10 protein-coding genes are annotated in these 20,437 nt (G+C 54.1%); 5 read left to right on the top strand and 5 right to left on the bottom strand.

Annotation, left to right across the window (positions count from 1 at the left end):
- Window positions 1-109: 109 nt before the first annotated feature.
- A complete protein-coding gene (locus tag EX31_RS07420; protein ID WP_037034081.1) occupies window positions 110-1,111 on the top strand; it encodes a bifunctional helix-turn-helix transcriptional regulator/GNAT family N-acetyltransferase in 1,002 nt (333 codons plus the stop codon).
- On the opposite strand, the gene EX31_RS07415 is transcribed toward EX31_RS07420, so the two are convergent.
- Window positions 1,057-2,607 carry a putative bifunctional diguanylate cyclase/phosphodiesterase gene (locus EX31_RS07415; RefSeq protein WP_037034080.1) on the bottom strand — a complete coding sequence of 517 codons (1,551 nt, stop codon included), beginning with the start codon at window positions 2,605-2,607 and terminating at the stop codon, window positions 1,057-1,059. The genes EX31_RS07420 and EX31_RS07415 overlap by 55 nt on opposite strands.
- 303 nt (window positions 2,608-2,910) lie before the next feature.
- The gene (locus EX31_RS07410; RefSeq protein ID WP_037034079.1) at window positions 2,911-3,549 is read right to left on the bottom strand and encodes a nitroreductase family protein; all 639 of its coding nucleotides are present in this window, start codon (window positions 3,547-3,549) and stop codon (window positions 2,911-2,913) included.
- 343 nt (window positions 3,550-3,892) lie between these two features.
- Here EX31_RS07410 and EX31_RS07405 point away from each other — a divergent pair, with 343 nt between their 5' ends.
- From EX31_RS07405 to EX31_RS07395, 3 genes are all read left to right on the top strand, one after another.
- Window positions 3,893-12,442 carry a GH36-type glycosyl hydrolase domain-containing protein gene (locus tag EX31_RS07405; RefSeq protein WP_037034078.1) on the top strand — a complete coding sequence of 2,850 codons (8,550 nt, stop codon included), beginning with the start codon at window positions 3,893-3,895 and terminating at the stop codon, window positions 12,440-12,442.
- 161 nt (window positions 12,443-12,603) lie between these two features.
- On the top strand, window positions 12,604-13,302 hold the full coding sequence (locus EX31_RS07400; protein ID WP_037034076.1) for a response regulator: 699 nt from the start codon (window positions 12,604-12,606) through the stop codon (window positions 13,300-13,302).
- On the top strand, window positions 13,299-14,483 hold the full coding sequence (locus tag EX31_RS07395; RefSeq protein ID WP_037034075.1) for a sensor histidine kinase: 1,185 nt from the start codon (window positions 13,299-13,301) through the stop codon (window positions 14,481-14,483). The genes EX31_RS07400 and EX31_RS07395 overlap by 4 nt, the downstream gene beginning before the upstream one ends.
- A gap of 58 nt (window positions 14,484-14,541) precedes the next feature.
- Here the strand turns inward: EX31_RS07395 and EX31_RS07390 are convergent, their stop codons facing one another.
- The 3 genes from EX31_RS07390 to ychF form a co-directional block, all read right to left on the bottom strand.
- Window positions 14,542-16,749 carry a TonB-dependent receptor gene (locus EX31_RS07390; RefSeq protein WP_037034073.1) on the bottom strand — a complete coding sequence of 736 codons (2,208 nt, stop codon included), beginning with the start codon at window positions 16,747-16,749 and terminating at the stop codon, window positions 14,542-14,544.
- 210 nt (window positions 16,750-16,959) lie between these two features.
- Window positions 16,960-17,307 carry an HNH nuclease YajD gene (yajD, locus tag EX31_RS07385; RefSeq protein WP_013575600.1) on the bottom strand — a complete coding sequence of 116 codons (348 nt, stop codon included), beginning with the start codon at window positions 17,305-17,307 and terminating at the stop codon, window positions 16,960-16,962.
- Window positions 17,308-17,480: 173 nt separating this feature from the next.
- The gene (gene ychF / locus EX31_RS07380) at window positions 17,481-18,572 is read right to left on the bottom strand and encodes a redox-regulated ATPase YchF (protein ID WP_013575599.1); all 1,092 of its coding nucleotides are present in this window, start codon (window positions 18,570-18,572) and stop codon (window positions 17,481-17,483) included.
- 218 nt (window positions 18,573-18,790) lie between these two features.
- Between ychF and EX31_RS07375 the strand changes: the two genes are divergently transcribed.
- A complete protein-coding gene (locus EX31_RS07375) occupies window positions 18,791-20,272 on the top strand; it encodes a SulP family inorganic anion transporter (RefSeq protein ID WP_013575598.1) in 1,482 nt (493 codons plus the stop codon).
- The last annotated feature ends 165 nt before the right edge of the window (window positions 20,273-20,437 follow it).

The following is a 20,437-nucleotide window of genomic DNA, read 5'->3' as shown; positions in this document are numbered from 1 at the left end:
TGCACAGAACGTGCCGGATTGTCATGCACAATCTTTATCGCGGTATTGACAGTGCACCGGGGATGATGGTTGTATTATACAACTATCAGTCAAAATCCCGGGTAAACGCATGCCAGACCACGCCTTAATCGAAGAAATCCGTTCCTCCTCGCGCCTTATGGTACGCGAGCTGGGTTTTATGAACGCCACGCTGGCGGCCACAGAATATTCACCTTCTGCCGTACACAGCCTGGTGGAAATTGAAAATCAGGGCGCCATGACCGCCGCGCAACTGGTGCAGATCCTCGGGCTGGAAAAATCCAGCGTCAGCCGCATGCTTGCCCGTTTGCTGGCAGCGGGTGAACTGCAGGAAGTGCCGTCGGAAAATGATGCCAGAGTGAAACAACTGATACTGACGGAAAAGGGCATGCAGACGGTCGGGCGGATCAATGAGTACGGTGCGATGCGCGTGATCAAGGCGCTGGAAAATCTGGATGCTACGCAGCAACAGGCCGTCGCAAAAGGCCTGACGGCGTATGCCCGCGCCCTTGAACGTTGTCGCGACGGGGACCCGGTCGCGCCCCAACACAACATTGAAATCGTCACGGGATATCAGCCGGGCATGATTGGCCGGATTGCGGAAATGCACGGCACGTATTACGCCAGTAATTACAATTTCGGGCATTTCTTCGAGGGAAAGGTTGCCAGCGGACTGGCAGAGTTCTGCGGGCGTTTGCATGAACCCTGCAACCAGGTCTGGCTGGCGGTCAGCAACGGGCGGGTGGTCGGTTCAGTGGCTATCGATGGTCAGGATCTGGGAAATAACGAAGCCCATCTGCGCTGGTTTATTCTTGATGACCGCTGCCGGGGAACGGGCATGGGCAGAAAACTGCTCAGTGAAGCGATAGCGTTTTGCGACGGGCGCGGATTCGACGCTGTTCAGCTCTGGACCTTCAGCGGCCTTCATGCTGCGCGACGTCTGTATGAATCCTTTGGTTTCGAACTGCTGAAAGAATGGCAGGGCGACCAGTGGGGCATGACGATGACCGAACAACAGTTCACCCGCCGGTCACCGCTTCATTCCGCTGTGACCTTTTCAGCTTCAGTTAAAGGCGATTTTATTGATTTATGAATATTTGCTGCAGGAACCGGTTTTCCGAGGAAATAGCCCTGACCAATATCACAGCCGAGTTCCTGTAAAATAATCAGCTGACTTTTATATTCAATGCCTTCAGCAACCACTTTTACGTTGAGGGCGTTGGCAAGGGAGAGAATAGAGCAAACAATCTTATTTTGTTTCTCATTAGTCTGGAATGTATCAATAAAACTTTTATCAATTTTTAATGTATCAAAGGGAAAGTCACAGAGCTGAGAAAGGCTTGAGTATCCGGTGCCAAAATCATCAAGAGCAATTTTAACGCCTGCGTCACGGAGTCTTTTAAGTGTATATCTGGCCAGATGTCTGTTGCTAAACAGCGCGCTTTCCGTGACTTCAATTTCCAGTTGTTCTGGCGGGAAACCCACATCATCAAGAATACCTATGATTCTTGATTTAAGATTTTTGTCACATAAAAGTAAAGGTGAAAGATTAAAGGACAACCGTTTGTCGGATGGCCATTTTAGCGCTTCAAGACATGCCTCCCGTAAGAGATATTCTGTCAGTTCTGTTATTGCTCCGGTGTCTTCAGCAAGCGCAATGAACTTCGACGGCGGGATGAACTTTCCCGCCGAGATTTCCCATCGGGCAAGGGCTTCAAAGCCTATGATTTTTTCTGATTTTAGATCCACTAAGGGCTGATAATGACTCACAAAAACTTTGTTTTTCAAGGCTGATTTAAAATCACGTTCCAGTTGTGCCATGGATAATAAAGATTCTTCCATGCTCGCAGAGAATGCCCTGATCTGCTCTCTGCCGGCTTTTTTAGCAACATGCATTGCACAATCGGATTGTTGAATCACTTTCTTAAGATCGCACGAATCTTCCGGGGATCGTGAAATACCAATATTGGCAGAAATATTAAAGGTAAATCCATCCAGATTAACCGGTGAACACAGGCTACGCATAACGCGCCCGGACAGTGAGGTCAGGTCGGTTTTGTCAATATTGGGTCTCAGGACAAGAAAATCATCGGCGGCTAATTTATAAACACAGCCAGGGAAAATATTCAGCAGTCTTTCTGCTACGATCTTAAATATCTCATCATGATAGTCATGACCGAAAATATCATTAATATCCTTCAGTCTGTTTATTTCAATGGTGAACACACCAAAACTACTTTTGTTTTCGTGGTTATATTGTGCAATGGTGGAGTTGAGTATGATTGTATTCGGTAGCCCTGTTACCGGATCATGGCATTCAACCCAATGAAAATTCTTTTCAGCTTCCATTCTCCTTGCTATTTCCTTTTCCATTGCTTTTATTTTTACAAAGGAAAAAATAAGCCCAAGAAAACCCGTTATATTCAGGGCGATGAAAACTTCATCTAAATTATAGACTTCATATGCCTTAAAAAAATAATAGAAAACTTCATTCATATTAAAATAAAGGGAAAATAAATAGGTTGCTATGAGTATCCCTATCCATACATAAAGCTCGACTTTTGCCTTATTGCGAAGCTTCTTTAACATATGCAACCTCAAAATAAGTTAACAGAGTCAGTAAAATCATTTATCTGCATGTGTTATCGGCACTCTGATGGGGCTATTTAGCCCGGATAAGGTTTTTTTTAAATAATGGGGCTACTTATTATGATTTTTGCGGGGGTGATCACTCTGGGCAACGGCACAGCGGAAAACTTTTATCGTCCGTAAATGACCTTATAAGCGTGAAGTCAGGGGGATTTATGATAATAAAATCAGGATGTCATCAGTAAGGTACGTCTGTGTTTAGGGTATGAAGGCCACCGGCCGGACAGGGCCGGTGGCCTGATATTACTTGATTTCGGTGACGAAGTTTTCACGGCTGCGGCGAACTTTCTTCAGGTTCACCAGCCAGTCGCCTTCGTGGGCACGATAGCCCAGCGGCAGGATCACGACGCTGCGCAGGTTTTTGTCTTTCAGGCCCAGGATTTCATCCACGGCAGCAGGATCAAACCCTTCCATTGGCGTCGCATCCACTTCTTCAAACGCGGCGGCGATCAGCGCGGCGCCCAGACCGATATAGGCCTGACGTGCAGCGGCCTGATAATTCGCTTCGGTACCGCGTTCAGCGACAATGTTCAGCAGTTTCTGGCGGTAGTTTTCCCAGCCTTCGTTTTTAAAACCGCGAACCTCGTTGGTCAGGTCGAACATCATGTTCACGCGTTCTGGCGTGATGTCATCCCATGCCGCGAACACCAGCAGGTGAGAACAGTCGGTGACCTGCGCCTGATCCCAGGCAACGGTGCGGATTTTTGCGCGGATATCCGGATTAGTGACTACCAGCAGTTCGAAGGGTTGCAGACCGCTTGAGGTCGGTGCCAGACGCACGGCCTCAATAATATTTTCAATCTTTTCAGCCGGAACCGTTTTGGCCGCATCAAACATCTTGGTTGCGTATCGCCATGCCAGTTTTTCGTTTAAGGTCGTCATCTTTTTTTCCTGAAGGATAAATTTGGAAGCGGGGGATTGCCTGTGACAATTATTCCCAAATAGCCGCCCGATAATCGCATGAACCGAATCCGGGAGTTTATACTTTTGAGCCTTGATAAAGACCGCCGTCAGTGAAAATTTGCAGGGTTAGCACACAGTTGTCAGCCGCTGGCGAAAAAATAAACTCAACGCTATCCCTGTAAACAGGCTACTATGAATCTAATTGCCCGCTGAGGGTGACTCATCTTTTCGGCCTCCCTGTCCTTTACCCATTTTCTTATCAAGTGAACTCTCATCGCAGCTCAGGCAACTGCCTTATCGGGTCCGCCTAAGGTATGCTGACATGAAAAATGCTGTGATTAACTGGTTCAAAATTAAAAGAGCACCCCCTGTTATTAGCCATACCCGGCGTCATCGCGCCAGCGCACTGGCGCACCCCGTACCGATCAGCGCCGAGCTTTTCTCCGCAGATCAGATGGAACGGTTCGGCGGCAAACTCGCACTCTCCCACAAACTCTCCGGCAAAAAACTTCCTTACTACCTGCTAAAGCGCCTCGACGATAACGAAAAGGTTTTAACGCGCAGTTGCCTGATCCTCAGCAGTGGAGAAAAAGCAGGCATTACCCCGGCCGGTGAATGGTTACTCGATAACTTCTATCTGATCGAAGAACAAATCCGCCTGGTGCGCCAGCTGTTACCGAAAAACTTTGGCAAGGGGTTGCCTTCACTGGGTTTACCGCATTCCTGCCCGCGCATTTATGACATTGCGACCGAGGTTGTCAGCCACAGCGACGGCCTGTGGGACATCAAAACCCTGACCCGTTTTCTCTCGACTTATCAGAGTGTGCGCCCGCTGACGCTCGGGGAGTTATGGGCCTTTCCGGGTATGCTGCGTCTGGCGCTGATCGAGAATTTACGCCGGGTCAGTATTGAAGTGGCGAATGCGCAGCAGGAACGTAATCTGGCCGATTTCTGGGTCAATAAATTGCAGGACAGCGCGGAAAACGATCCCGCCAGTCAGATCATCGTGATTGCTGATATGGCGCGCACCAATCCGCCGCGTAGCAGCGCTTTCGTGGCCGAACTGGTGCGTCGGTTGCAGGGGCACGGTTCGATGCTGGCGCTGCCGCTGACCTGGGTAGAGCAGCGGCTGAGTGAAGTCGGGCTGACCCAGCGTGAAGTGATCGATAAATTTAATCAGCAGCTTGCTGCCAGCCAGCTTTCTGTCAGCAACAGCATTATGGGTTTGCGGCAGTTGACCGAAATGGACTGGGCAGAATTCGCCGAAAACCTCAGCGTGGTGGAGAAAGTCCTGCGTGAGGATCCGGCCGGTATTTATGCCTCCATGCACTTTGATACCCGCGATAACTACCGCCATCAGATTGAACAGTTGTCGCGCCATTCCCTGCACGATGAGGCGTTTGTCGCCAGCCGTGCGGTGGCGCTGGCGCAACAGGCAACGGATTCCTTTCAGCAACAACATGTCGGTTACTATCTGATTGATGCCGGGCGCAAGACGCTGGAGAAAGATTTGCAGGTGAGGTTTTCACTGCAAACCCGCATCCGCAGCCGCCTCAGCCAGACACCGCTGCTTTCGTGGCTCGGCAGCCTGCTGCTGCTGACCACCGCCATCACCGCCGAGGTGCTATATCACACCGTGCATCCCGGCATGCACTGGGCGTGGTGGCTGTTACTGGGGCCGGTAGTGCTGGTCGCCAGCCAGTTTGCGCTGAATTTGCTCAGTGAAATCACCACCCGTAGCCGCACACCGCAACCGCTGCCCCGACTGGAATTCGTCGGCGGCATCCCGGAACACGCCAGCACCCTGGTAGTGATCCCCTGTCTGCTGGGTAGCCGGAAAAATATTGATGCACTGATCAGCAGCCTCGAAGTCTGTTATCTCGGCAATGTTCTGTCACACCTGAATTTTGCGCTGCTCACCGATTTTCACGACAACCCTGAACAGCACAACGAGGACAACGATGCGTTGCTGAGCTACGCCACGCAGCAGATCCAGACCCTCAACCGACGCTATACCGACGCACAGGGGCCGTTATTTACGTTGTTGCATCGCGACAGTGAAATGAATGCGGCGCAGAGCGTGTGGATGGGATATGAGCGCAAACGCGGCAAACTGAATGCGCTGAACCGCTGGTTGCGCGGCGAAGGTGAGCCGTTCTCCCGGGTGGAAGGCCGCACACAGGCGCAACTGCGCCAGGTGAAATACGTGATCACCCTCGACAGCGACACGGTGCTGCCGCGCGCGACTGCACATCAGCTGGTCGCCGCCATGGCCCATCCGCTCAATCATCCGGTTTATGACACTGAACGCCAGCGGGTGATTTCGGGTTACGCCATTCTTCAGCCCCGGCTGGCCGAAGAAATCCCCGAAAACGGGCAGGGGCGTTACGCCGCATTATGCAGCAGCGTGCCGGGCAATGATCCGTATTCGTCGATGTCCTCCGATATCTATCAGGACTTATTCGGCGAAGGCTCATTTGTCGGCAAAGGGATTTACGACGTTGATATGTTCATCCGGGCAACAGAAAATACCTGCCCGGAAAATTTAGTGCTCAGTCACGACCTGCTGGAAGGGTGTTATGCGCGTTCGGGCATGCTCAGCGATGTGGTGTTATACGAGCAGTATCCGGATCATTATCTGGCGGATGTGGCGCGTAAAACCCGCTGGATCCGTGGCGACTGGCAATTGCTGAACTGGCTGGGTTTTCGTGTCACGCAGGAAGATGGCACGCGGACCCGCAACCCGCTGACCACGCTTTCCCGCTGGAAATTGTTCGATAACCTGCGCCGCAGCCTTATCGCTCCCGCGCTGCTGACCCTCATTTTTTGCACGCTGTTGCTGGTGCCGAACAAGCTTTACTGGCTGGGCTTTATCGCCAGTATGCTGCTTTTCCCGGTGGTGGTCGCGCTGGTGCTGGATCTCTTCAACAAAGGCTCACGCCGCAAGGTCATTGCCCATCTGAAAAGTGTGGCATCCGCTACCCTCAGCCGTTGTTCGCGGATTTTGCTCCAGTTAATGACCCTGCCGCACGAAGCCGTGTATTCAATACACGCCATTTTGCTGACCCTGTGGCGGCTGAATGTCAGCCACAGGATGTTGCATGAATGGGCGAGTGTGAATATCGGCGAGAAATCCCGTGCGCACTCGCAGGTCTATTTCTATCGCCGGATGTGGGCAAATCTGCTGGCTGGTGTAGCCGTGATTATGCTGGCCGCCGGTGCGCATCCGCCGTTACTGTGGTTTGCCTTGCCGCTGGGTCTGCTGTGGCTTGTCGCGCCGCTGGTGATGTGCTGGATGAGCCGGCCTGCCGTCAGGCAGAAACCGGGCATTGATGCGCAGCAACAGCGTTTCCTCCGTCAGACCGCACGTGAAACCTGGTACTTTTTCGAAACGTTCGTCAACGCTGAGGAAAACTGGCTGCCGCCCGACAATTTCCAGGAAATTCCGCAGCCGGTGATTGCGCACCGTACCTCGCCGACCAACATTGGCCTGTCGTTGCTGGCGAATATCACCGCGTGGGATTTCGGCTACATTACGCAGGGTGAGGTGCTGGAACGTACCAGCCAGACACTCGATACGCTGGATAAACTCGAGCATTTTCGGGGGCATCTTTATAACTGGTACGACACACGCACGCTGGCACCGCTCAATCCGCGCTACATTTCCAGCGTTGACAGCGGCAATTTGGCCGGGCATCTGCTGACGCTCAGCAGCGGATTACGGTTATGGCGCACGCAGCCCGCGCTGAATATGACCGCGTGGCTGGCCGGGCTGGCCGATACGCTGAACATGGCGGAAAGCCAGACCGACGAACCGCTGATGACTAAATTGCGGGAAAGCCTGAAACAGGCCACCGCAGCCAAAGCCGCTGAAAGTATTACCTACCTGCAGGATATGCACGGCCTGATCGCTGCGTCGGCGCAGGGCTGGCAACAACGGCTGGCAACACAGCTCGCGACCGGCATTAAAGAGTGGTCAGATTTTTATGGTGCGCTGCCGGCGGAGGCTCAAAATCAACCGCTGCCAACGCTGCACTGGCTGGCGCAACAGGATGCCCGGACGTCACCGCTGTTATCCCGCTCTATCGGGCTGGCGCGCCAGCGGCTGGACATCATCGGTGAACTCGAACAGCGCCTGAACGAGCATGCGCACATGGATTTCCGCTTCCTGTATGACAAAAATACCCACCTGCTGACCGTCGGTTACAATTGTGACGCCCATAAAATGGACAGCGGAAAGTACGATCTGCTGCCGTCGGAAATCCGTCTGACGAATTACGTCACCATCGCCACCAATCAGTTGCCGCAAAAAAGCTGGTTCGCCCTCGGGCGTCTGTTCACCGTGATCGACAAACAGCCGTCGCTGATGTCGTGGAGCGGCTCAATGTTTGAATATCTGATGCCACAACTGGTGATGCCAGCGTATCCCGATACGCTGCTGGTGCAGATGTGTCAGACCGCCGTTGACCGGCAAATTGCCTGGGGTAAGGAAAATAACGTGCCCTGGGGGATTTCTGAATCGGCGTATGCGGCCTTTGATCTCAACCAGAACTACCAGTATCACGCCTTCGGTGTGCCTGGCCTCGGTCTTAAACGCGGCCTGGGTGAAGATATGGTCGTCGCGCCTTACGCAACGATGATGGCGCTGATGATCCGCCCGCAGGAAGCCTGTGTGAATCTGCTGGAACTGGAGAATTGCGGCGCTCGCGGTGAATACGGTTTCTATGATGCACTGGATTACAGCCCGTCGCGTCTGGTGCGCGGGCAGATTTACATCGTGGTGCGTTCCTACATGGCGCACCACCAGGGCATGGGATTCCTGGCGCTGGCTAACGTGTTGCTCGGCGCGCCGATGACCGCACGCTTTGCGGCCAACGCGGCATTCCAGTCCGCCCGTTTACTGTTACAGGAACGCGTGCCGGATGCCGTCGAGCTTTACAGCCCGCGTCGTCACTTCGAATCGCACGACAATATGCTGCAAAAAGTGAACGTGGAATTGCGTGAATTCACCGACGTCGACAGCCCGTCGCCGGAAATTCAGCTGCTTTCCAATACCCATTACCATCTGATGGTCACGCAGGCGGGCGGCAGTGTCAGTCGCTGGAAAGACCTGACCCTGACCCGCTGGCGCGAAGATGCCACCCGCGATAACCGCGGCATCTTCTGCTACGTCAGCGATCCTGAATCGGGTGCAGTGACCAGTAATACCTGGCAACCGCTCGGTAAACAGAAGGGAACCTACCACGCGGTACTGACCGATTTTGGCGCAGAGTTTACCCGTACCCGCGGCCTGCTGACCCTGCAGACGCATATCGTGGTATCACCGGAAGATGACGTCGAAATCCGCCGTATGACGGTCACACATAATGGCCGCCATTCGCGTACGCTGGATATCACCACGTATGCCGAAGTGGTGCTGGCACCCGCCGCCAACGACGCGGCCCATCCTGCGTTCAGTAATTTGTTTGTACAAACCGAACTGGTGCCTGCGCAGGAGGGGATTCTTTGTCACCGGCGACCACGCGAACCGGATGAGGCCTGTCCGTGGATGTTCCACATGATGGCTATCCACGGTGCGGTGGAACGGGAAACGTCATTTGAAACCGATCGCGCGGCCTTTATCGGGCGTGGCAATACCGCCGCCAGTCCGCAGGCAATGCAGAAGGGTGGAACACTCGGTAACAGTGCCGGTGCGGTGCTGGATCCGGTGATGGCGATTCGTCAGCGCATCCGGCTCAGACCCGGTGTGCCGGTGATTATCGACATGGTTTACGGCATCAGCGACACACGCCTGCAAAGCCTGATGTTGCTGGAAAAATATCGCGACCATCATATTGCTGACCGGGTATTTGAAATCGCCTGGTCGCACAGTCAGGTCGTGCTGCGCCAGCTTAATGCCTCGGAAGATGATGCCGGGCTGTTTAACCGTCTGGCGGGGGCGCTGATTTTTGCCAGTCAGGAAATGCGCGGCGATGCACAGTCGGTCGCCGCCAACCGTCGCGGGCAATCCGGCCTGTGGGGGCAGTCACTTTCCGGCGATCTGCCGATTGTACTGCTGACCATGACCAGCAACGAAAATATCGGGCTGGTGACATTGCTGATCCGTGCGCACCATTACTGGCGTCTGAAAGGATTAAAAGTCGATCTGGTGCTGTTGTGTAATGATTCCGGCGGTTATCAGCAGGCGCTGCAAAACCAGATCCTCAGCCTGGTGGCATCCGGCGCGGGGTCCAGCCAGACCGATATTCCGGGCGGAATTTTCGTGCGTAACGGCGAGCAGATGACACCGGATGACCGCATGCTGCTGATGAGCGTGGCGCATGTGGTGATCGACGACCGCCGTGGCAGTCTGGACGATCAGCTAAATCAGCGGACGCAAACGCCGCTCGTTTCCCTGCCCGCGTTGGTGCCGGTGCGTACGGTCAATGACAGTCAGCCGGTGATGTCGCCGCCACGTGAACTGGCCTGTTTCAACGGGCTGGGCGGTTTCTCGCCGGATGGTCGTGAATATCAGATTGTGCTTAACGAAGGTCAGACCACGCCTGCCCCGTGGTCGAACGTGCTGGCAAATGCCAGCTTTGGTACGGTGATTTCAGAAAGTGCGCAGGCGTATACCTGGTATGAAAATGCCCACGAATACCGCTTAACGCCGTGGGAAAATGACCCGGTCAGCGACAGTTCCGGCGAAGCCTTTTATCTGCGCGATGAGGACAGCGGCAGCGTCTGGTCGCCTGCACCGTTACCGGTTCGCGGCATCGGCGGTTACGTCACCCGCCATGGTTTTGGTTATAGTTGCTTCGAACATACCGAGCGGGGCATTTCCAGTGAAATGACGGTATTAGTTGCCGAACATGCACCGGTCAAACTGATTATCATGACCCTGACTAACCTCTCCGGCAGGCCGCGCAGATTGTCGGTGACCGGTTATGCCGAATGGGTGATGGCAGATTTACGTGCCAAGTCCGCGATGCATATCGTGACCTCGGCCGCGCACGTGGTAAAAGGTTGCGGCGTACTGGCGACCAATCATTACACCAGCAACGGCTCTGAACGCACCGCTTTCTTTGCGGTCACCGGCGCACATTGCTCGGTCAGCGGTGACCGTCGCGAGTTCTTTGGTCGCACCGGTTCTGCGGCCATGCCCGCGGCCATGAAAAATCAGCGTCTTTCCGATAAAACCGGTGCGGCGCTGGATCCTTGTGGCGCGGTACAGTCGGCCACAACGCTTATCGACGGCGACCAGCGCACCTTTATTTTCGCGCTGGGTCTGGGGCAGAATGCCGCAGATGCCGAAGCGCTCATTCATCAGTATCTTGAGGAAGGTGCGGCGCAGGCTGAGCTGGATCGCATTCATCATCACTGGCATCAGGTGCTGGATAAAATTCAGATCACCACGCCGGATAAATCGGTTGATTTGCTCGCCAATGGCTGGCTGATTTACCAGACCTTAGCCAGCCGGATCCTGGCGCGCAGCGGCTATTATCAGTCCGGCGGGGCGTTCGGTTTCCGCGACCAGTTGCAGGATACACTGGCGCTAAGCCACGCGGCGCCGGAACGGATGCGCGAACAGATCCTCTTATGTGCGTCGAGGCAGTTCATTGAAGGCGATGTCCAGCACTGGTGGCATCCGCCAACCGGCAACGGCGTGCGTACCCGCTGTTCTGACGACTATCTCTGGCTGCCGCTGGCCATCAGCCATTACATCACGGTCACCGGCGATCATGGCATTGCCGAAGAATCCGTGCCTTATCTCGAGGCACGTTTGCTGGAGGCGGGTGAGGAGTCGTTCTACGAGCAACCGCAGGTCAGCGCAACGCAGGAAAGTCTCTGGCAGCACGGTGTGCGTGCGCTGAAGCATGGTCTGAAAATGGGTGAGCACGGACTGCCGCTGATGGGCGCGGGAGACTGGAATGACGGCATGAATCTGGTGGGGCTGGGCGGGCGCGGGGAAAGTGTCTGGCTGGGCTTTTTCCTCTACGACGTTCTGCAACGTTATGGCGCACTGGCAGAAGAGCGCCAGGACATCGCTATCGCCACCCTGTGCCGCGAGCAGTCGGCGCTGCTGAAGCAAAACCTCAACAACCATGCGTGGGACGGTGAGTGGTATCTGCGCGGTTATTTCGACAGCGGTGAAACGCTGGGTTCGCATATGAACGACGAATGCCAGATAGATGCTATCGCGCAAAGTTGGTCGGTGCTTTCCGGAGCCGGTACACCTGAACGCACCGCCAGCGCCATGCGGTCGGTCGATCAGCGTCTGGTCGATAACGATGCGGGGTTGATCAGATTACTGACGCCGCCATTTGACGGCAACGGCCCGAATCCGGGGTATATCCGCGGATATCTGCCGGGCGTGCGTGAAAACGGCGGGCAGTATACCCACGGAGCCATCTGGGCGGTGATGGCGTTTGCCCGACAGGGTAACACCGAACGCGCCTGGGAACTGATGTCGATGATTAACCCGATCAATCACAGCCTCACGCCGGAGGCGGTCAGCCGCTATAAAGGGGAACCGTATGTGATTTCCGCCGATATTTATTCGGTAGATCCGCACAGCGGTCGCGCGGGCTGGAGCTGGTATACCGGTTCTGCGGGCTGGACATACCGGTTGATCACCGAATCATTGCTGGGCATTACACGCCACGGCGATGCTATCGCCATCCACAGCAAATTGCCTGCGCTGTGGCCGGAAATCACGGTGACGTATCAGCAAGGCAGCAGCCGTTACCTGATAACGGTGCGGCACAACACCGGCGACTACTGTGTCACGCTGGATGGCCATGCCCTGGACGGTGATCTGATCCCGCTGACGGATGACGGTAACGAGCATCAGGTGGTGGTCGAACTGGGGAGCCGGGCAGAAAATGCGTAAACAGGTAATGTGAAGCATTAGTTTTCTGGATATCATTGTGATTCCTCATCATCTAAACGTATGGTTCGTAGCGGATTGCAGCCGCATCTGAAACCGGAAGTCGGGAGAGGCAGGGTCAGTAAACTGCCGGGAATTTATGATGAAACAGCCAGGGCGACTCAATGCAAACAAAGCGGATCCTGATTATTGAAGATGATGCCGATGCGGCAGACGTTCTCGATGCGTATTTAAAACGCGAAGGATATGACGTACAGATTGCCGGCGACGGCATTTCCGGGCTGGAGCATGCGCTGCGCTGGAAGCCGGATCTCATTTTGCTGGATGTGATGCTGCCCGGGATGCGCGGCACTGATGTGCTGGCATCGCTGCGGCGTGAAAGCAGCACGCCGGTGATTATGGTGACGGCGATGGGCGACATGCCCGATAAAATTGGCGCGCTGCGCTTCGGTGCGGATGATTATGTGGTCAAACCTTACAACCCCGGTGAGGTGGTGGCGCGGGTGCAGGCGGTACTGCGTCGTGTGGCGACAGACGAAAACAATACGTCTGCTGTGTTGCGCTGGCAGGGTCTCGACGTGGATGTCGGGGCGCTGACGGCGGCGGTTAGCTCTGCCTCGGGCGAACCGCATTATCTTGATTTAACCCCGACAGAATTTGGCGTACTGAGCACATTAATGCGTGCACCAACACGCCCGTTCTCACGTCAGTATTTGCTGGAGCATTGCCTGCCGGAAAGCGAGGCGCTGGAAAGGGTGGTCGATACGCATGTCTATAACTTGCGTAAAAAACTCGAATCCGCAGGCATCGTTAACGTGTTAGTCAATGTGCGCGGCGTCGGTTACCGGTTCAGACAGCCATGAACCATCACTCTCACTATCAGTCCCTGTGGCGCTGGATTTGTGTGCGGATCCTGACGCTGGCCATCGGCAGTGTCGTTGTGATTGCATTGTGCATGTGGCTGCGTTTTGTCATTGAGAATCTTTGGGTATTGCACCATATGTCTCCCGCACTCAGGGCAGAGTTTTACGTGCTGCGGGATAATCCGGATCTTAATCTTGCGCGGTTTCATGAGATTGTCGATCAGGGCTGGGGGGCACGTTACTCCGATCCCTCCATCGCCTCGGCCGACTGGATCATGGTTGGCATCCTGGTGGTCGTGGTGACGCCGTTTATCGCTATTTTGGGATTAAAAGCCGCGCGACCGCTTTCGTCACAATTCAGCCGTCTGGCCCAGGTGGCGCGTGCGGTCACGCAGGGAGATTTTAATACGCGGGCTGAGCCGGTGAAAAATGCGCCGGCGGAACTGATTCAGTTCACGGATGATTTTAACGCCATGATGCTGCAACTTTCGCGCTATGAGCGGGAGCTGCGGGCCTCCCATGTGGCGATGGCGCATGAACTGCGCTCACCGCTCACGGCGGCAGTGGGGCGTTTACAGGGCATGCTGGACGGTGTTTTCCGCCCGGAGCCGCAGCAATTGCAGATGGTGATGACACAGCTTTTGCATCTGAACCGTCTGATCGACGAACTGCATCTGCTGTCGCTGGCGGATGCCGGTCAGCTTAACCTCAGCAAGACAGAACTAGATCTGGCCGATCTGCTGCGCGAGCGGATGACCTGGCTGAAACCTCAGTCGACGAAAGCCGGTTTTGACATCGCCCTGACGCCGGAGACGCCGTGCCGTTATGTCGGTGACCCGTTCCGGCTCGGGCAGGTATTTACCATTCTGATGGAAAATGCGCTGCGTTATGCGCAGGAAGGACGGCGTCTGGACATCGCCATCGCGCCCGGCAATGGCGGTTATGACATAACGTTCCGGGACAAGGGTCCGGGTGTGGATGACAGTTTTCTGCCTGTTATGTTTGAACGCTTCAGCCGGGCGGACTCTTCCCGCGCACGACATTCCGGGGGCAGCGGATTGGGTTTATCCATCGCCCGTGCGATTTGTGAAGCGCACGGCGGGGGGATCCATGCGACGAAGAGAACGCACGGCGGGCTGATGGTCACGGTCAGTTTACCGCTGCCGGAAAACAGCCAATAAAAAATTCGCACTGTAATAAAAAAGGGGATGCTGAATGCATCCCCTTTTTATATCCGTATCAGAAGTCGTACGTCATGGAGACTTTGAGCGCGCGCGTTTTTCCCTGATAAACATAGGTTCCGGTGCTGTCGATATTTGACCAGTATTTTTCATTGGTCACGTTATCAACACCAGCACGCCAGACCATATCATTCTGGTTGATTTTGGTGCGGTAACGCACGCCAAGATCCAGAACGGAATAAGCGTCGATTTTCTTCGTGTTGGCTGAGTCTGCCCACTGTGAGCCGGAATGGTTCACCAGCGCGGTGGCCGTCAGGCCGTCAACCGGTTTGATGTCATATTCTGCACCCAGCACCAGGTTGTAGCGCGGCACGCCAATCGCATCTTTACCGTTATAGGTGTTGTCTTCGGTTTTGGTCATTTCCGGATCAATCCAGGTCGCGCTGCCGTTGAGACGCAGGCCCAGCACCGGTTCGCCAAAGACGTTCAGCTCCACGCCCCGGTTACGTTGTTCACCGTCCAGATTGTAGAATTTATTGCTGTCCAAAATGCCTGACGGTTTTTTGATTTCAAATAATGCCAGTGAACCGCCAACACGCCCGAAGTCCGCTTTTACACCCACTTCGTTCTGTTTTGAATGGGCAATGCCGGTGGTCGAACCGTAGTTTTTCGCGTTATTCGGTGCCACATCGCCCGGCTGTAAAGACTCGGTGTGGTTGGCGTACAGGGAAATCACCTGCCACGGTTTATACACAACCCCGTACGTCGGCATCCAGCGGCTGTCGCTGTAACGTGATGACACGTCTTCAGCGCCGGTCGCATTGCTGTAATTACGGACGATCACTTTCTGATGACGGGCGCCGACGGTGAACAACAGGGTGTCATCCAGGATGCCCATCGTGTCGGTTAACAGATAGCCCTGAGTCCGGTTACGCCCGGTGGTCAGCGGGTCGTCATAATTACCGCCAGACAGATTAGGTGTCGGGTTCGGGACATTCGTGGTGTGATAAATATTGGTGTTTTCAGCATTGGCACCGTAGGCCATACGCCACGCCGTATTATTGCGTGAAGTCAGGGCGGAATAACCAAAATTCACCTTGTGGGTGATGAAGGCGGTATCGAAATCGCCACGAATTCCCGCCATTCCGCTGAAATTATTGATGATGCGGTTGGTATCCAGACGACCAATCGTTGCCGTTCCGTCAGCATCTTTCAGCGCAGGGGAGGCATAGTCGCCGGTTTCATGCGAATGCTGTGCGCCAACGCCGCCATACACTGTCCAGTCATCAGTCACATCATATTCCGCTTTGGCCATACCAAATTCGGACTCAATATTGCTGTATACCCAATCCTGACTGTAATTGTGACTGTTGGATGGCACTTCCGGGATGAAATCCACACCACTGATATTCACGCCAAGACGGGCGTCGTGGAAGGTTTTCTTTTGATAGCCCATGTCCACAGAGGTACGAAGGCGGTCACCGCGATAATCGAGGCCCAGTGAGGCTGCGGTGGTGCGTTTTTTCTCACCATCAATACCGGTTTCGCCTTCACGGTTAACGGCATTCAGACGGACACCGAACTGGTTGTCATCGCCAAAACGACGGCCCAGATCCAGGGTGCCACCAACCTGAGAGGAGGAGGTGTAATCCACGCCCACACGGGTCAGTGGCGCGTCATCCGCATGCTTCGGTTCGAGGTTGATCATGCCGCCTACGCCACTTGTTGCCGCGCCGTTCAGTAATCCGTTCGCACCTTTAAAGATTTCTACGCGGTCGATTAACGACGCATCCATCACCTGACGCGGCACCACGCCCGGCAATCCGCCATACGTCATGTCATCGCCATCGAGCTGGAAGCCACGAATGCGGTAGGTTTCGGCGAAGTTGCCGTATCCCTGCACGTTCTGGACGGTGGCATCATTGCGCACCACATCAGCAATGGTCCGCGCCTGCTGATCCTGAATCAGTTTTGACGTGAAGCCGATGACGTTAAACGGCACATCCATTGCCTTCTGTTCGCCAAGCATGCCAAGGCGACCGCCATGCGCCACCTGACCGTCCAGATAGGCCGGAACCAGCTCATTGCCGCCGGGTTTGAATTCATTATCCGGCGCACTGACGATAGTCATGGTATCGCCTGTCGCCGCCGTTGAGCTGGTCGCCGGAGCAGGGGCGGTGGCCGCCATCGCAGGCATGCAGCTTACGCTGACGAAGAGTGCCAGCAGGGTCGGTTTAAACCCTGTGGGTGAATTTTTTTCGCGCATAATGTAACCCTAATGTAAAAAGGACTGAGAATCATTATTATTTGAATTTGCGATTATGCGCATGGCGTTTTGGGATGCAAGAAAAATATCAGGGGACTAACTTATGTGGCGGAAATCGCCTCGTTCATCATAAAAAATCCACGGCATCGCGTGGATTTGGGTGAATACCGGGGTTTTTAGTTTTGCCGGAGGAGCGGAGCGGAATCGACCCTATTTCTTCTTATTCAGCATCGCCTGTAAATCGGCAAACGGGTTGTAGGTGGCGGCACCGACATCATCTTGCGCATCTTCACCGGCCACCACCGTTGAACCGTACTGATCGGCTTCGGTGTACTTTGAATGCTCGTGGTCATGACAATACAGGCACAACAACTCCCAGTTACTGCCATCTTCCGGATTATTGGTATGATCATGGTCGATATGGTGAACCGTTAATTCACGCAGGTTTGAATACACAAACTCCCGCGAACAACGTCCGCACACCCACGGATAGATTTTTAGCGCTTTCTCGCGATATCCGCTTTCCAGACGCTGGTAGTTTTTTGGGATCAGTGCCATTGAGATGTTACCCGTTACAAAGAGAAAATTTACGATAGTGCCCTTAATATATCCCGTAACAGAGCGGAAGGAGAAATAAAAGAGGGAGCTGAGGGCGATTTTAGGGGGGGGATAAAAAAGAAAAATCCACGCAAGGGCGTGGATTCTGTGTGGAGCGGAAACTGAAGTTTGGTTCAGACGTTGAACAGGAAGTTCATCACATCGCCATCTTTAACGATGTAGTCTTTGCCTTCTGAACGCATTTTGCCGGCTTCTTTTGCGCCTTGCTCACCTTTGTAGGTGATGAAATCTTCGAACGCGATGGTTTGTGCGCGGATGAAGCCTTTCTCGAAGTCAGTGTGGATTTTACCTGCGGCTTGCGGAGCCGTTGCGCCCACAGGGATGGTCCATGCACGAACTTCTTTCACGCCAGCGGTGAAGTAGGTTTGCAGGTTCAGCAGTTCGTAACCGGCGCGGATCACGCGGTTCAGGCCCGGCTCTTCAATGCCCAGTTCAGCCATGAATTCTTCACGGTCAGCGTCGTCGAGTTCGGCAATGTCAGATTCAACCGCTGCACAAACAGCAACGACCACGGAGCCTTCGGCGTCTGCGATTTTGCGTACGACGTCGAGGTAAGGGTTGTTCTCGAAACCGTCTTCGTTAACGTTGGCGATGTACATGGTGGGTTTCAGCGTCAGGAAGCTCAGGTAGCGGATGGCCGCTTTGTCTTCCTCTGTCAGATCCAGTGCACGCAGCATGCCAGCGTTTTCCAGCTGTGGCAGGCATTTTTCCAGTGCGGCCAGTTCTGCCTTCGCATCTTTGTCACCGCCTTTGGCACGTTTCTGCACACGGTGAATCGCGCGTTCGCAGGTGTCGAGGTCAGATAATGCCAGTTCGGTATTGATAACCTCGATATCATCAGCCGGATCCACTTTGTTGTTAACGTGGATGATGTTGTCGTTTTCGAAACAACGCACAACGTGGCCGATGGCTTCAGTTTCACGGATGTTAGTCAGGAACTGGTTACCCAGACCTTCACCTTTAGATGCGCCTTTGACCAGACCCGCGATGTCCACGAATTCCATGGTGGTTGGCAGGATACGCTGCGGTTTTACAATCTCGGCCAACTGGTCGAGACGCGGATCGGGCATTGGTACCACACCGGTATTCGGTTCGATGGTGCAGAACGGGAAGTTTGCTGCTTCGATACCCGCTTTGGTCAGCGCATTGAACAGAGTAGATTTACCGACGTTCGGCAGGCCGACGATACCGCATTTGAATCCCATGTTTTTCTCACCTTAATATCTTAATTATCAAACGATTAAATATAACCGCACGATGTAATGACCACAATTCCCCGCATTATACACGAGAACCGCATTTATCTCGATCCGCTTGTGGCCGCCACTGTTGTCAGTACACAGGATAAACCTTGCCTCGCCTGGTTCATTTTTAGATACTTGTCACAATTTTTTAACTGATCGGGAAATGTACCGGATGTTTTATGTTTAATCCGCGTGGTCTGAAGTTGTCTGAAATGAAGAACGAAACGCTGGCCGGATTTGTGGTGGCGGTATCAATGATCCCCGAAGCGGTCGGGTTTTCACTGGTTGCCGGATTGTCGCCGATTGTCGGTTTGCACACGGCGTTTATTATCGGGCTGGTGACGGCACTGTTCGGCGGTAAACCGGGCATGGTGTCCGGTGCCGCGGGATCCATTGTGGTGGTGCTGATGAGTCTGGCGGCACAACACGGTATGGGATACGTGCTGTGGGCGACCATTTTTGCCGGGGTGATTCAGATTCTGATTGGTGTTTTCCGCCTCGGGAAATTTATCCGGCTGGTGCCGTTACCTGCGGTTCACGGCTTTGTGAACGGGCTGGCAATTGTCATTATGCTGGCGCAGTTGCACATGATTGCCGGGCAGGGACTGCTGATGTACGGACTGGTGTTGCTGGCGATTCTGGTGGTGGTGCTGTTCCCGAAACTGACCAAAATTATTCCTTCTTCGCTGGCAGCGCTGATCGTCGTTTCGGCCGTAGCGATCGGTTTTAACCTGCACACCTTGCGCGTGGGTGACCTGGCAGATATTTCAGGGGCGTTGCCACACTTCAGCCTGCCGGTTGCGCCTTTCAATGTTGAGATGCTGAAAGTCGTGCTGCCCTATGCGGTAGTGATAGCGCTGGTCGGCCTGATTGAATCGCTGCTGACGATGACCGTGCTTGATGAAATGGGTCATCAGAAGGGCAACGGCAACCGTGAAAGTATTGCGCAGGGAGCGGGGAATACGATTTGCGGTCTGTTCGGTTGCTTCGCCGGTTGCGCGATGATTGGGCAATCGATCATTAATTTCACCTCCGGCGGTCGGGGGCGAATTTCCGGTACAGTCGGCGCCATTTTACTGATCCTGTTTGTGGTCAGTTTGTCCGGTTATATTGGCTTGCTGCCGGTCGCAGCGCTGGCGGGCATTATGCTGGTGGTCTGCTACAACACCTTTGAGTGGAGTTCGCTGCGCCGTCTTCGCCGCATGCCTAAAGCTGATGTACTGGTGATGCTGATTGTCACCGTCATCACGATTTTCACCGATCTTGCCGTGGCGGTGATCAGTGGCGTGATTATCTCTGCGCTGGTTTTTGCCTGGCAGCAGGCGCGTATCCGTGTGCGCGAGCATAAAACTAAAGGCGACCTGGCAGTGTATAAGCTGGACGGGCCGCTGTTCTTCGGATCTGCCGCGACCTTTGCCGAGCTGTTTAATCCTGAAAACGATCCGCAAAATGTGGTGCTGGATTTTGCCGGTACGCGGGTCATGGATTCGAGCGGAGTGGAGGCGATTGATAAACTGACCACGCGCTATCTCGATGCCGGTAAAACCATTCGCCTGCGTCATCTGAGCAATGATTGCGTGAGTTTGCTCAAAAAAGCCGGGCCATTCTGTTCTCACGAACTCGACGATCCGCAATATTACGTGGCTGAAGATAATCTCTGAAACCTCAAAGGTGTCGCTTAAAAACGGCACCTTTTTCGTTATTCACCCGCTTGTGGCCCTTTAAAGATAAATGCTTACAATTCGGGGCAAAAAAGCGGCCAAATTCATATCGCTGAAAATTCTGTAATTTTATACCGTTACGCCCGGTCAACTTCGCACTAACTG

This window comes from Rahnella sp. WP5 (assembly GCF_000745615.1).
Taxonomy (GTDB): Bacteria; Pseudomonadota; Gammaproteobacteria; order Enterobacterales; family Enterobacteriaceae; genus Rahnella; species Rahnella aceris.
The sequence above is the reverse complement of the archived record's forward strand: the minus strand, read 5'-3'. Positions and strand labels throughout refer to the sequence as shown.